The 12,797-nt window shown below is 70.0% G+C and carries 13 protein-coding genes and 1 pseudogene; 5 read left to right on the forward strand and 9 right to left on the reverse strand.

Annotated features, from left to right (window positions below):
• The first annotated feature begins 478 nt into the window (after positions 1-478).
• Together DN069_RS37645 and DN069_RS37650 are read left to right on the forward strand one after the other, a co-directional pair.
• A complete protein-coding gene (locus DN069_RS37645; RefSeq protein WP_111507753.1) occupies positions 479-775 on the forward strand; it encodes a WhiB family transcriptional regulator in 297 nt (98 codons plus the stop codon).
• Positions 776-1,046: 271 nt separating this feature from the next.
• Entirely contained in the window at positions 1,047-2,321 is a 1,275-nt protein-coding gene (locus tag DN069_RS37650) for a PP2C family protein-serine/threonine phosphatase (RefSeq protein ID WP_243640320.1), read from the forward strand.
• A gap of 322 nt (positions 2,322-2,643) precedes the next feature.
• On the opposite strand, the gene DN069_RS37655 is transcribed toward DN069_RS37650, so the two are convergent.
• The 4 genes from DN069_RS37655 to DN069_RS37670 form a co-directional block, all read right to left on the reverse strand.
• Positions 2,644-3,423 carry an NAD(P)-binding domain-containing protein gene (locus tag DN069_RS37655; RefSeq protein WP_111507754.1) on the reverse strand — a complete coding sequence of 260 codons (780 nt, stop codon included), beginning with the start codon at positions 3,421-3,423 and terminating at the stop codon, positions 2,644-2,646.
• An 84-nt stretch (positions 3,424-3,507) separates the two neighbouring features.
• Positions 3,508-3,885 (reverse strand): hypothetical protein, encoded by a 378-nt coding sequence (locus DN069_RS41160; protein ID WP_243640321.1) that lies wholly within the window; start codon positions 3,883-3,885, stop codon positions 3,508-3,510.
• Positions 3,886-4,009: 124 nt separating this feature from the next.
• Entirely contained in the window at positions 4,010-4,987 is a 978-nt protein-coding gene (locus DN069_RS37665) for an aldo/keto reductase (RefSeq protein WP_111507755.1), read from the reverse strand.
• A 10-nt stretch (positions 4,988-4,997) separates the two neighbouring features.
• Positions 4,998-5,960 (reverse strand): alpha/beta hydrolase, encoded by a 963-nt coding sequence (locus DN069_RS37670; RefSeq protein ID WP_111507756.1) that lies wholly within the window; start codon positions 5,958-5,960, stop codon positions 4,998-5,000.
• 132 nt (positions 5,961-6,092) lie between these two features.
• On the opposite strand from DN069_RS37670, the gene DN069_RS37675 reads away from it, so the two are divergent.
• From DN069_RS37675 to DN069_RS37685, 3 genes and pseudogenes are all read left to right on the forward strand, one after another.
• Positions 6,093-6,746, forward strand: a complete 654-nt coding sequence (locus tag DN069_RS37675) for a TetR/AcrR family transcriptional regulator (RefSeq protein ID WP_111507757.1) — start codon at positions 6,093-6,095, stop codon at positions 6,744-6,746.
• 189 nt (positions 6,747-6,935) lie between these two features.
• Positions 6,936-7,191: pseudogene (locus tag DN069_RS43025) on the forward strand (IS5 family transposase); the annotation flags it as partial.
• A gap of 186 nt (positions 7,192-7,377) precedes the next feature.
• Entirely contained in the window at positions 7,378-8,256 is an 879-nt protein-coding gene (locus DN069_RS37685) for a GNAT family N-acetyltransferase (protein ID WP_111507758.1), read from the forward strand.
• Positions 8,257-8,478: 222 nt separating this feature from the next.
• Here the strand turns inward: DN069_RS37685 and DN069_RS37690 are convergent, their stop codons facing one another.
• The 5 genes from DN069_RS37690 to DN069_RS37710 all read right to left on the reverse strand — a co-directional run bounded on the left by DN069_RS37690 (position 8,479) and on the right by DN069_RS37710 (position 12,654).
• Positions 8,479-9,129 (reverse strand): hypothetical protein, encoded by a 651-nt coding sequence (locus DN069_RS37690; RefSeq protein WP_111507759.1) that lies wholly within the window; start codon positions 9,127-9,129, stop codon positions 8,479-8,481.
• A 195-nt stretch (positions 9,130-9,324) separates the two neighbouring features.
• Complete coding sequence (gene htpG, locus DN069_RS37695) at positions 9,325-11,289, reverse strand: molecular chaperone HtpG (protein WP_111507760.1); 1,965 nt, start codon at positions 11,287-11,289, stop codon at positions 9,325-9,327.
• Between the two features lie 97 nt (positions 11,290-11,386).
• Positions 11,387-11,866, reverse strand: a complete 480-nt coding sequence (locus DN069_RS37700; RefSeq protein WP_111507761.1) for a hypothetical protein — start codon at positions 11,864-11,866, stop codon at positions 11,387-11,389.
• Positions 11,867-11,916: 50 nt separating this feature from the next.
• The gene (locus DN069_RS37705) at positions 11,917-12,237 is read right to left on the reverse strand and encodes an STAS domain-containing protein (RefSeq protein ID WP_111507762.1); all 321 of its coding nucleotides are present in this window, start codon (positions 12,235-12,237) and stop codon (positions 11,917-11,919) included.
• A gap of 57 nt (positions 12,238-12,294) precedes the next feature.
• Positions 12,295-12,654 carry a hypothetical protein gene (locus DN069_RS37710; protein ID WP_111507763.1) on the reverse strand — a complete coding sequence of 120 codons (360 nt, stop codon included), beginning with the start codon at positions 12,652-12,654 and terminating at the stop codon, positions 12,295-12,297.
• Between the last annotated feature and the right edge of the window lie 143 nt (positions 12,655-12,797).

The following is a 12,797-nucleotide window of genomic DNA, read 5'->3' on the forward strand; positions in this document are numbered from 1 at the left end:
GTCCCCCGCACGCCGCGCGGCCGCACCACCGGAGGGCCCGACCCACTTCCGTCGGTGGAACCACCCGGCGGAACAGTTCCCACAATTCGTCAGGCACCAGACGCTCAGCAAGGCTCGCCATGTCCTCTGAACGAGCGCCACGACCAACAGAAACGATGTCTAAGGGAGCAACTCGAGAGTCAGTAGCACAAAGCGGTCGCTGAGCAGCGCGAACTGCCAGGACGGAACCTCCGGTGAGTGACACCGGGCCAGAGCCACTGGCACCCCTGCAACTCCCGTGTCAGTGGCTCTACCTGGGTTGGGCTGGGCCGTAGGCCAGGCCTGACGGTTTGCCAATCCACGGGCGGGTCAGGCGCCTGCTGTCCGAGGGCGAGCGGCTCCCGGATCTGGCGGTCCCGGGGACCGATCGTCCCCGCGTCCCGGGGGCCGCGCCACGCCGTGAGCCGCGCCGAGTCTGATAGCGAGAGAGAGCTGCTCGATGGGACGCAAGCCAGACCTTCCGGGCGCGGTGGAGTGGGCCTGGGCGTGGCAGGACCGGGCCGCGTGCGCCCGCTTCGGCACCCGACTGTTCTTCCATCCGGCCGGCGAGCGCGGGGAGAGCTTCGAAGAGCGGGAGCGGGCCGCGAAGCGGGTCTGCGCCGCCTGCCCGGTACTGGGACCCTGTCGCGAGTACGCTCTGGCCGCGCGCGAGCCCTACGGGGTGTGGGGCGGGCTGAGCGAGGACGAGCGGGTCCGCCTTCTGCGCCGCCGCAACCTGGCGCGCCGGGCAGCCTGAGACGCCCGCAGCAGTGCGTTCGTTCGCGCGGCGGTGCGGCCCGAGCCAACACCGACACCGCGGCTGCCACCGCTGCCTCGGATCCTGCGAGTGCGCGGACCGCCGAAGCGGTGCTGTCGGCGGTCCGCGCGGGCGCCTTGGCGGACGCCTCCGGCAGGACAAGGGCCAGCGGATCGCTCCCTGCGCGACCTGGCCCGGCCGAGTCGGATCGGGCTGCCGTCCGGATGCGCGTGACTTGGCATACCGCGAAACTGGAACCGGATGCCCGCGGATGCGTGCTGCGGTGGTGGCGATGACGCAGTGGAACAGCCAGACGCGCCGGATGCTTGCCGATCTGCTCGCGGCGAGTCACCTGATGCCCTTGGAGATCCTCCCTGAGACGGTCTCGCGATGTGCCCGGTTTGCCGGCTTCGATGCAGTCCTGATCTACCTGGCCGACCTGGAACTGCGCGGGCTGCGCCTGCTGACGGGCAAGGGGCCGGACGCAGGGCAGGGTGCGGGGCAGGACCCCACGGATCTGCGCATCGACGGGACCGTTGCCGGCCGTGCCTACCAGATCGGCGAGGTCCTCCCGGCCTCGCCACAGACGGGCACGGCTACGTGGTGGGTGCCGATGCTGAACGGCACCGAGCGTTTGGGCGTGCTCAAACTGACCAGCCGCCGCGAAGACGATGACCTCATGGGCGACGCCGAGGCGTTGGCCGCCCTCACCGCTCTGATCGTCGCGAGCAAGCGAGAACGCAGCGACTCCTACGGCAGGCTCACCCGAACTCGGGCGATGTCCGTCGCCGCCGAAATGCAGTGGGACCTGATGCCGCCACGCACGTACGCCGACGGCAGGGTCGTGATCGCCGCAGCCCTCGAACCGGCCTATGAGACGAGTGGCGACGCCTATGACTACGCCACGGCCGGCCCGTCCGTGCACCTGTCGATCTTCGATGCGATGGGCCACGACACCGCCGCCGGACTGACCGCCCATCTGGCCATAGCCACATGCCGCAGCTCCCGACAACAGGGGATGGGGCTTGTGGAGTCCAGCGAAAGGATTGAGGCGGTCCTCATCGAGCAGTTCGATCGGCAGCGCTACGCGACCGGGATACTCGCGGAGCTGGACACCTCCCGGGGGCTGCTCACCTACGTCAACCGAGGCCACCATCTCCCGCTGCTGATCCGCGGCGGCCGTTGGACCTCACGCTTGAGCTGCCCACCGGCCCACCCGATGGGAACGGACCTACAGCTGCCCGTCACCCTCTGCCGCGAGCACCTCGAACCGGGGGACCGCCTCGTCATGTTCACCGACGGCATCACGGAGGCTCGACGCGCCGGCGGCCCGGAGTTCGGGATCGGGCGCTTCGTCGAACTGCTCAACCGCTACCACGCGGGCGGACTAGCCGCGCCCGAGACGCTGCGGCGTGTCATCCACGCGGTCCTGGACCACCACGACGGGCACCTCCAGGACGACGCCACCGTGCTGCTCTGCGAGTGGCTGGGACCCGACCCCTCGCCCAGCCGGCTTGCAGCCGACCTGACCGGCCTACCGCAGTAGCGCCGGGCTTTCGGCCTTGTCGCCGGGCGCGCGACCACATTACAACCGCGGCCCTGCCGCCCTCGTGCACCAGCACGCTTGTCCGCACGCCCGAGTGAACCGCAGTGATTCTGCTCGGTGTTGCGCGTCCCGGGGCCCGCGTTCGGCCGCGCCCAGGACGAGGACCCGCTCCGCGTGGAGTTTGGAAGCGATGTCAACCGCCGTCAGGCTCTTCCCGGAGCCGGTGGCCGCGCGGATCCGGCAGCGCAACATACGGGACAGTCCTTTCTCCGTGTGGCTCTTCCGAACGAAGCCGGGGACGCCAGTCCCGGCCTGGAGACTGTCACTTCAGATCGGAGAGGAGGCCGTCCAGGGCCTCCTTGAGGGCTGCGGCGTTGGCCGCATCGAACCACGCCGTTCGGATCCGCTCGTTGTTCCCTTTCGGTGTCTCATGGTCGGCAGCGAGCTGATGCAGAGGGCGGGTCTTGTCATTCAATGAGCGACCGACGTTCTCGAAAAGGCCGCGTACATACCGGTCGGCGGCGTCGGGAGCGATGCCGTGTCCGGTTGCCCACGAGGTGAGCGTGGCGAGGTAGGCGTAGTGGGTGGTGAGGGTCCCGGTCAGCGCGGAGAAGGCGTTGAAGACGTCCTCGTCCGCAACGGGGAGCGCCCCGCCCAGCTGTTCGAAGAGAGTGTCCACCACCGGGTGCGAGGGGCAGGTCACGGTGACGGAGCGCCGCTCGCGCACGGCGGGCAGCGGGATGGCGCGGACGATCGGGGCGCCGGTGGCGAGGGTTCGGCGCAGGTTGTCGGTAGCGACGCCGGCCATCACGTTGACCACGATCTTGTCGTCGTGCACCTTCAGCCCTGCGAGCGCCTCGTGGTGGTCCTGGCGGCGCACGGCGATGATCACCACCTCGGAACGGTCCAGCACCTCCTGGTTGGCTCCGCACACCTGGACGCCCTCGAAGCGCGCGGACAATTCGGCGGCGGTGCGAGCCCCCCGCGGAGAGAGGAAGACCTCCGGCGACGCCCCGCCCTCGCTGCGCAGGCCCTCGACAACGGCCTTGCCGATCTCGCCCACTCCGATGATGCCGATGCGCAGCACTGGGTCTCCCTCCATGGCGTGTGGTGGTCGTGGCTCGTGTTGGTGCGGTCTGTTCAGTCGCGTCGCGACGGTTGCGTGCGGAGCCGAACGGAGCTGAGGTCACGTCGGTCGCCTTCTTCTCCACAGCGATGTGACCGCGGGGACGCCCGCCAGACAGGGAATCATCCCGACCCAACCCAGCTCCGGCGGCAACCCGGTCGCGCCGGAGGTGTCCTTGGTCAGCAGCCCGGCGAGTCCGACGCTGGTGCCGAGCACGAACATCACGGTCGCGACGGGGCGGGCCCAACGCTTGCCTTCCTTGAACGCCCAGGCCGCCGTCAGCCAGGCAAGGACGCCGAGCGCTCCGACGACGGACGATAGGACCAAGTAGGTGGTGACGGCCGAGTCGACCCGCGCCTGGGAGTAGTCGGGATAGCCGGCCCGGATGTGATCGGCCAGCAGATGGGTGGTGCCGCCGTCGATATACGGCGCGATCATCGCGAGGACAGTGAGTGCAAGGCCCGCGTACATTGCTGCGAGCGGCCCTCGCTCATGGGGTGGTTGCGTCATCTGGGTGCTCCTCTCGTCAGTTCTCTTCACACCCGGTTCTCTTCGTTTGTCTTCACTGGTCGATCAGGGCGATCCCGTGGTCGCTGTACCGCGCCCCCTGGGCCCTGGTGTCGGGGAGGGCGGCGTCGATGTCGCGAAGGTCGGTGGCGGTCAGGTGCAGGTCGAGGGCGGCCAGGTTGTCACGCAGGTGGGGACGGCGGGAGCTGCCGGGGATGGGGATGACGTCGCTGCCCCGGTTGAGGAGCCAGGCGAGGGCGATCTGGGCGGGGCTGGTGCTCTTGGCTGCGGCGATGCGGGAGATGGCGTCGATGATGGCCAAGTTGGCCTTGAGGTCGTCGCCGTGGTACCGGGGCGCGGTGGCGCGGAAGTCGCCAGGTGCGTAGCGCGTGCCGGCGCGGACGGACCCTGTGAGCAGGCCGCGGCCGAGAGGGCTGTAGGCGATCAGGGTGGCGCCGAGACTGCGGATCGTGGGCAGGATGTCGTTCTCGACATGGCGTTCCCACAGCGAGTACTCGGTCTGGACGGCGCTGATCGGATGGATGGCGTGCGCGCGGCGGAGGGTGGTGGCCGAGACTTCGGACAGGCCGATGTGGCCCACCTTGCCCTCGGCGACCAGGTCGGCCAGGGCGCCGACGGACTCCTCGACGGGGACGGCAGGATCGATGCGGGCCAGGTAGTACAGGTCGATGTGATCGGTGCGCAGTCGGCGCAGTGACGCTTCGCAGGCACGACGCAGATCGTCGGGCGAGCCGGCGGGGACCAGTCCCTCGGCGGTACGGCGGACTCCGGTCTTGGTGGCCAGAACGGCGCGGTCGCGGTGCGGTGCGAGGGTCTGGCCGAGGAGTTCCTCGTTTGCTCCGTCGCCGTAGAAGTCGCCGGTGTCGAACATGGTGACGCCCGAATCGAGGGCTTCCAGCAGCGTGGCCGCGGCCTCTTGCGTATCGATGGGGCCGTAGGTGCCGGTCATGCTCATGCAGCCGAGGCCGAGTCGGGAGGCCGCCGGGCTGTTGGGTCCAAGGGTGGGGTGCAACGTTCCTCCATCAATTCGCAAGGGCCGCGCGGAGGAACGCGAGGATCTCCGCCTGGGCGGCCTCGGCCTGTGGTTCCACGCCGGGCAGGGTGAGAAACGCGTGCTTTGCGCCCGGGTATTCGGAAAGCCGCACGGGGGTCCCCGCCTCGCGCAGCCGCTCGGCGTAGCAGCGGCCATGGTCGGCGACCGCGTCCCTGGTGGGCACCACTACGAGCGCCGGGGCGAGCCCGCTCAGGTCGTCCGCGTACAGCGGCGAGACCGGGCGGGCGTCGGCCCCAGGTGGGACGGCGAGCCGCTGGAAGAGACGCAGTTGCGGCATGGCCCGCGTCGGAGTGCAGGCGTACTCGGCGGTCGAGGGGTAGTCGAACATCGTCTCGGTCACGTCGACCGCGGGGTTGACCAGCACCTGCGCCTTGAGCTCCAAGCCCGCCTCCCTGGCCCGAATGGCCGTCAGCGCGCTGATCAGCGCGCCGCAGCTCTCGCCGAAGACGACTGCGCGCGCCGGGTCAGCGCCCCACTGCGCGGCATGCCTCACGACGTGCCGAAGCACGTCCCAGCCGTCGTCTGCGGCGTTCGCGAGCGGGCTGCCAGGGGCGAGGAGGCGGTGCTCGACGGAGACGACGAGAGCAGGCAGCCGCGCGGCGAGGTGACTGTTGGTCCAGTCGCACTGCGCCGCCGTGCCGACGAAACTGCCTCCGTGGACATGGATCACGAGTGGCAGGTCGGTTCGGGCTGCGGCTTCGTCATGTTCCGTCGGGGCCGGCCGGTAAACCCGGACTAGGAGGTCACGGCCGGGCAGCGCGATCTCCCGCCAGACGATCGTGGCGCCGGGGTCCGGCTCTCCGAGGATCGTCCGCGCCGCGCTGGAGGCCCGCCACCGGTTCTCCGCGTCGCGGTAGGCGCGCAGTTCCTCGGTCGTGATCGCCGAGAAGTCCGGTTCCGGGGGCCGTGTCGCGGTAGTGGTCTCGCTCATGCGTCCTTCTCTCCTCCCGGCCGGGGCGCCGGGAGTGTCGTCGTGATCGGGCAGCGCTTTGCCATCATTATGCACGCACCGCGTGCACAGCCAAGTGCATAGGTTAGGCTGGGTTCCGACGAGAGGGGCGAGATGACTGGCCGAAGGCGATGGTCGACCGAGGAGATCCTGGACACCGCGGCGGACCTGCTGCGCACGAGCGACGCCGAGTCGTTCAGCGTGCGCAAACTCGCCGCATCGCTCGGGACTGACTCCTCCAGCCTCTACCGGCACTTCCGCAACAAGACCGAGCTGCTGCGCGCGGTCGCCGACCGGATCCTGCTGGCCGCCATGAACGGGTATCGCCCCGAAGGCGACTGGAAGCAACGCGTCACCGCCCTGGCCGTGCACCTCCGCGAGGCATTTGGCGAGCAACCCCAACTTGCCGCGGTGTGGGGACGCTACGGCTCCGGTGGCACCGGATCCCGCATGGTCATGGAGGAGTTGCTGCAGGCCCTGCGCGCGTCCGGCCTGCCCGACGAGGAGGTCCCGGTGCGCTACCACCGCATCGTGATCCTCCTGGCCTCCCTGATCGCCTCCGAGGCCGGCATCAGCACCATCACCGCCAAGGAGTACGAACAGGGCATGGAGCAGTTCCGCGTCGCGGTGCTCGGCGCCGACCCCGATCGCTTTCCCGCCCTGGCCCACTTCGCCCGCGACATTCGCCCCCTCGGAGCAGATCGCCGCGCCGCATTCGAGGAGATCCTCGCCACCCACCTCGCCCACATCGACGCCCAAATCCCCTGACATGCCGGATCCGCCGAGGAATTGGTCACCTTCTCGGCGACGGGTCAAAACTGGTTCTGGATCACTCGGCGATCGAGTTGGAAGCGGCAGGGGCCGTGCAGGCATCGCTCTTGTCGAAGCGCTCGAGGCGCGGCATACAGTCCAGACGTCGACGGCCCCTGCCGAGGTCGCCAACAACTCCACCTCGGCGCCTACCTGCGCCGACGTGGCATTCGCTGCACCATCCCGGACAAAGCCGACCAGGCTCGCAACCGCAAGAGACTCGGCGCTCGCGGCGGCCAGCCGCCCAAGTTCGACGCCGAGGACTACAAGGCTCGGCATGCGGTCGAATATCGCATCAATCGCCTCAAAAGGCATCGCGCCAGGACGCAACCCGAGATACGACAAGCTCGCGGTCCGCTATGAGGCGACCGTCCTTGTCGCGGCCATCAACGAGTGGCTGTGACCACAAACCCGCACCGCCTTTCGTTAATCCGTTGCCCAGGGGTCCGGCGGCCAGCTAGGTTCGCCCAGCCGCCCGCATCGGTGCAGGCCGGCGCTGTCGACCAGGAGGTGTGGAGCACATGCGCACGAGTGCCCAGGAGTTGAGCTCGCGTACTGATCCTTGCCACCTCCTCTCGACGGAGACACCTTGTCCCTTCGCATCACCCCACTGACCGACCCCGCTCACGGGCCGCACGGCCGGCGTCTCGCCTGGCTGGCCTCGGACGCGGACTCCATCCCTGCCGGGACCGCCTTCTTGCGCCTGCTCGACGGCGGACAAGAGCACCTCGCCGAGCTCGACCTCCGCGTTCATCCCGCGGAGCGCCGCAAGGGCGTCGGCTCCCGGCTCCTCAACACCGCCGTGGCCACCGCCCGGGACAACGCCCGACGCCGCGTCGTCGCGCAGGCCGAAGCCGGATCGCCCGGCGACCACTTCCTGGCGGCACGCGGCTTCCGGAAGGTCCTCACCTTCAGGTACACCCGCCTGGCGATGGCCGACGTGGACACCATCGTCCTCGCCGGAATCGTCGAGCGTCCGCACCCCGGCTACCGGCTGACGTCATGGCAGGGAACCGTCCCCGACGACCTCGCCCGGACGTTCGCCGCCTCACGCCGCGCCATGGACGACATGCCCATGGACGACGCCGAGTACGGCACCGTGGCCTGGGACGTGGACCGCGTGCGGGCCGCGGCGAAGGCCGTCGAACAGCGCGGCGACCACCTGCACACCGTCGTCGCCATCGACGCCTCCAACCGCTCGATCGCCGGGTTCACCGAACTCGTCATCCCCGGCAACGGCGCAGGTGACGGCCAGCACTACGGCACGGGCGTGCTGCCCCAGCACCGTGGTCACGGCCTCGGCCGATGGATGAAGGCCGAGTCGATCCGACAAGCCCACAGGGACTATCCGGACCTCGATGGCCTCCTGACCGACACCGCCGACAGCAACGCGCACATGCGACGGATCAACGACGATCTCGGCTACACACCCACGCACACGACACACCAGCGTCAGCTCGACCTTTAGCAGAGAACGGACGGGCCGGACCGGGGCGTCACCCCGCCCAGCCTGTCCGTGCCCGGCGGCCCCAGCCTGGTCGCCGGGCCTCCGAGCCGGGCGCGCCGCCAGGTGCGCGTCCATGCCCTGCCGTTCGTGCCCCGGGCGTGAGCGGCGGCAGCCGTCGAGGCCGCAAGGTGCGTTCGACGGCTGCCGTGCTGTGCCCGGGCCCCGGTGCGAAGCAGATCCTGCTCAGCTCGCCGTCACCCATTGGGAGGCCCGCAGCCGGAGCTTGGCGGCGACGGCGGCGAGGCAGCCGCCGGGCAGGTCGGTGACCCAGTCGAAGGCGTCGAGGTTGACGCCGTGTTGGGCGGCGGCCTGGAGCATGTCGGCGAGCAGGGCTGTCGCGGCGGCCTTCTCCTCCTCGGTGCCGGGGGTGGTGCGGCGTTCGGAGACGTCGTTGATGCGGTCGGCCAGTTCGCGGTGCCGGGCCACGGCGCGGTAGCACGCGCTGGGCAGGTCGGTGACCCAGTCGAAGGTGTCCAGGGTGATGCCGTGGTTCGCGGCGGCCTGGAGCATGTCGGCGAGGAGTGCTGTCGCGGCGGTCTTGTCCTGCTCGGTGCGCGGGTGGGCGGGACGGCGTTCGGCGGCGGTGCTGACGCGGTCGGCCAGGTCGCAGTGCCTGGTGACGGCGCGGTAGCAGCCGCCGGGCAGGTCGGTGACCAGGTCGAGGGCGTCGAGGTCGATGCCGTGGTTCGCCGCGGCCTGGAGCATGTCGGCGAGCAGGGCCGTCGCGGTGTCCCTGTCGTGCTCGGTGCCGCCGCCCTTGGCGGGGCGACGCTGGGCAGCGTCGTCGATGCGGTCGGCCAAAGTGCGGTTCTTGCGGTCGGTGTACTCGTACACGCTTGAGGTCTCCGTGGTCGGTCGGGTGGCCGTCGGCAGCGGCCGGTTCCGTTCTGATTGCCGGAAGGTCGGGGTCGACGGGCCGGACGCCCTGCGCGCACGGCGTCCGGGCCGTCGTGGTCTTGTTTCGGGCTCGGGGAGCGGGGTGTGCGGCCGACCGGACAGGCTGGGTCGTCGGCACACCCCGGGGTTGGGCTACAGGGCCTTGGCGAGGCGGTCGGTCAGGAGGCGGGTGAAGCGCGCGGGGTCGGGCAGGTCGCCGCCTTCGGCGAGCAGGGCCGCGCCGTGGACGAGTTCGGCGGTCTGCGCGAGCGCCGGGTCGTCGGGGTTGGCCGCATGGGCCTCGCGCAGGGCGGTGATCAGGGGGTGGGTGGGGTTGAGTTCGAGGATCCGCTTAACTGCGGGGAGTTCCTGGCCCATGGCCCGGTACATCTTCTCCAGGGTGGGGGTCAGGTCGTGGGCGTCGCCGACGAGGCAGGCCGGGGAGGTGGTGAGCCGAGTGGACAGGCGGACCTGCTTGACGTGCTCGTCCAGGGCGGTCTGCAGCCAGGCGAGCAGGGCGGCGAAGTCCTGCTCCTGCTGGGCCTTGTCGGTCTTCGCCTCGTCACTGTTCTCATCGGTCTCGTCGAGGTCGACCTGGCCCTTGGCGATGGACTGGAAGCGGTGGCCGTCGAAGGTGGGGACCTGGTCGGTCCAGACCTCGTCGACGGGGTCGGTGAGGATGAGGACCTCGTAGCCCTTGGCCGTGAAGGCCTCCATGTGCGGGGAGTTCTCCACCATGGCGCGGTTCTCGCCGGTCAGGTAGTAGATGGTGTTCTGGCCGTCCTTCATGCGGGAGAGGTACTGGCGCAGCGTGGTCGTCTTCTCCGGATCGTGCGTGGACGCCGCGGAGACCAGCTCCAGCAGGGTGTCGGTGTTGTCGCGGTCCTCGATCAGGCCTTCCTTGATCACCCGGCCGAACTGCTCCCACACCGCGAGGTAGCTGTCGGTGTTGGTGGCTTGCAGGTCCTTGATCGCGGCGAGGACCTTCTTGACGAGGCGTCGGCGCACGGCGGTGATCTGGCGGTCGTGCTGGAGGATCTCGCGGGAGACGTTCAGGGACAGGTCGTGGGCGTCGACGACGCCCTTGACGAAGCGCAGGTAGTTCGGCATGAGGGCGTCGCAGTCGTCCATGATGAACACCCGCTTGACGTACAGCTGCACGCCGCGCTTGGTGTCGCGGGAGAACAGGTCGAACGGGGCGTGGGCGGGGAGGAACAGCAGCGCCTCGTACTCGAAGGTGCCCTCGGCGCGCATGTGGATGGTCTGCGCGGGGTCCTGCCAGTCGTGGCTGATCTGCCGGTAGAACTCGTGGTACTCCGTCTCGCTGACCTCCGCGCGGGGGCGGGCCCACAGGGCCTTCATCGAGTTCAGGGTCTCCAGCGTGCCTGCGGTTTCGCCGTCGGCATCATCTTCGGTGCCGGTGCCGGTGCCGGTGCCGGTGCTGGTGGCCTGGGTGGCCATGCGGATGGGCCAGCGGATGAAGTCGGAGTACTGCTTGACGATCTGGCGGATCTTCCAGGCGGCCAGGTAGTCGCCGAGCCCGTCCTCGCTGTCCTCCGCCTTGAGGTGCAGGGTGACCGTGGTGCCGACGGGCAGGTCGTCGGCGTCGGCGATGGTGTAGGTGCCCTCGCCGTCGGACTCCCACACGGTGCCCTGGTCGGTGCCGGCGCGGCGGGTGTGGAGGGTGACCTTGTCGGCGACCATGAACGCGGAGTAGAAGCCGACGCCGAACTGCCCGATCAGGCTGGCCGCGTCGGCGTCCGTGTCCTTGTTCTCCTTGGCTTCCTTGATCTTGGCCAGCAGCCCGGCGGTGCCGGACTTGGCGATGGTGCCGATCAGGTCGACGACGTCGTCGCGGGTCATGCCGATGCCGTTGTCCCGCACGGTCAGGGTGCGGGCTTCGCTGTCGGTTTCCAGGGTGATGTGGAGGTCGGAGGTGTCGGCGTCGAGGTCGGGGTGGGTGAGGGATTCCAGGCGGAGCTTGTCGAGGGCGTCGGAGGCGTTGGAGATCAGCTCGCGCAGGAAGATGTCCTTGTTCGAGTAGATCGAGTGGATCACCAGCTGTAGCAGTTGGCGGGTCTCTGCCTGGAACTCGAGCGTCTCGGTCGTGCTGGCCACGGAAGCGTCTCCTTGATGTGGTGGAAGTTGGTGCGGGGGAAAGGTCGGTCAGGTTCGGGGCGCCCCGGGCGGGGTGGCTCTGCCCGGACACGGGGTCTTAGACGTGGCTGAGCGGCTGGTAGGGCTGTTCGGGTTTGGTGCGGCCGGGGCGGGCGGTGCCGTAGCAGGACAGGAAGAGCTTCCAGCCGTCGCGGCATTCCAGGGTGGCGCCGTAGCGGACGGCGGGCGGGTTGGGGCGCAGGCTGTACCTGTCGGCCCGCACGACGCCGCTGGAGGGGTCGTCCGCGCCGGTGGCGGTGGCGACCAGGGCCTGTTCGACGTGGGCCACTGGGACCGATGTGCCGGTCAGGTCGGGCACCTCCACGGCAGTGGCGTCGATGTCGCCGCTGTCGGCTGTGGTGGCGGAGGCCGGTGCCGGCCCGCTGGCGCCGGTGATGCTCCACCACACCCGGCCGCCATCGGTGAGGGTGACGGTCAGTCCGTAGGGGCTGTCGTCATCGCGTTTGGCGGCGTCGGCGATGCCGGGGATCGCGGGGGTGCGCTCGATCAGCAGCTGTTGGAGTTCGGAAGGCGTCATAGGTCATCGGGAAAGGGGTCGAAGGGTTCGGCGGCGGGAACGGTTTCCCGCTATGCGGGGGTCAGGGCCGGTGTGGTGCGCGACCGCGGCACAGTGGGGGAGCAGGTGACGGTGAGGCGGTGGCCGGCTCGGGTGGCGCGGGCCTGTACTTCGGCCAGGGCGTCGATCGCGGCCTGGCCGTAGAACGTGGCGCCGGACAGGTCGAGGGTGAGGTGCCCGGCCTGCGGCATCTGCTCCTCGATCTGCCGGCACAGTTGGCCGACGGTGTGGAAGTCGATCTCCCCGCGCACCGTGAGCGTCTGTCCTGGCTGTGGCTTGGACGGGGCCGGGCGGCGGCGGAGGGCGGAGCCCAGCGGCCGGGTGAGCGGCATTGGCTGCCTCCTGCACGGGGTTCCAGTGTCGGCGCACTGAGGCGGAACGGGCGGGTGTCAGCTGGCGGCGGCGTAGACGCGTCGCGGATCGTCGGCGGCCGCGTCGGCACGGTGCCTGAGGTGGCCTGGGTGGTCGTGCCAGAAGTCGGCGGCGGTCTGCAGGGCGGTCCACAGGGCGTGGGCCCGTGCGCGGGCGGGCGCGAGGGTGAGTGGGTCCGCGGTGTGGGCGGCCTGGTCGATGTAGTCGAGGATCCCGCGCACCGCGTCCTCCACGCTGTCGTGCAGTTGCTGGGCATGGGGGTGGCCGGCGGCGATCGCGTCGCGGATGCGGTCGCGCAGGAACCAGGTCAGCTTGGCCAGGCTGCCGGCGGTGAACGGATCCTGGCTGACGCTGACCGGAATGCCGCTGGTGGTCATGGGGTGGGGGTGCGGCGCTGCCGGGTGTTGTCGGCGCGCAGCTGGTCGGTGCGGGCGGTGAGCTGGTCGAGCCGGTCGGCGATCTTGGGGTGGCCGGCCTCGACCAGGTGGGGGCGGGCTTCGGCGAGCGGGGCGAGCAGGCG

Origin of the sequence: Streptacidiphilus pinicola, assembly GCF_003258295.1 — a bacterium.
GTDB classification, from domain to species: domain Bacteria; phylum Actinomycetota; class Actinomycetes; order Streptomycetales; family Streptomycetaceae; genus Streptacidiphilus; species Streptacidiphilus pinicola.

Excerpts from the sequence above, each read along its gene's own strand:
- DN069_RS37675 (WP_111507757.1), top strand. The coding sequence starts at position 6,093 with ATGACTGGCCGAAGGCGATGGTCGACCGAGGAGATCCTGGACACCGCG.
- DN069_RS37710 (WP_111507763.1), bottom strand. The coding sequence starts at position 12,654 with ATGACCACCAGCGGCATTCCGGTCAGCGTCAGCCAGGATCCGTTCACC.
- DN069_RS41160 (WP_243640321.1), bottom strand. The coding sequence starts at position 3,885 with ATGATCGCGCCGTATATCGACGGCGGCACCACCCATCTGCTGGCCGAT.
- DN069_RS37700 (WP_111507761.1), bottom strand. The coding sequence starts at position 11,866 with ATGACGCCTTCCGAACTCCAACAGCTGCTGATCGAGCGCACCCCCGCG.
- DN069_RS37655 (WP_111507754.1), bottom strand. The coding sequence starts at position 3,423 with ATGGAGGGAGACCCAGTGCTGCGCATCGGCATCATCGGAGTGGGCGAG.
- DN069_RS37670 (WP_111507756.1), bottom strand. The coding sequence starts at position 5,960 with ATGAGCGAGACCACTACCGCGACACGGCCCCCGGAACCGGACTTCTCG.
- DN069_RS37645 (WP_111507753.1), top strand. The coding sequence starts at position 479 with ATGGGACGCAAGCCAGACCTTCCGGGCGCGGTGGAGTGGGCCTGGGCG.
- DN069_RS37650 (WP_243640320.1), top strand. The coding sequence starts at position 1,047 with ATGCGTGCTGCGGTGGTGGCGATGACGCAGTGGAACAGCCAGACGCGC.
- DN069_RS37705 (WP_111507762.1), bottom strand. The coding sequence starts at position 12,237 with ATGCCGCTCACCCGGCCGCTGGGCTCCGCCCTCCGCCGCCGCCCGGCC.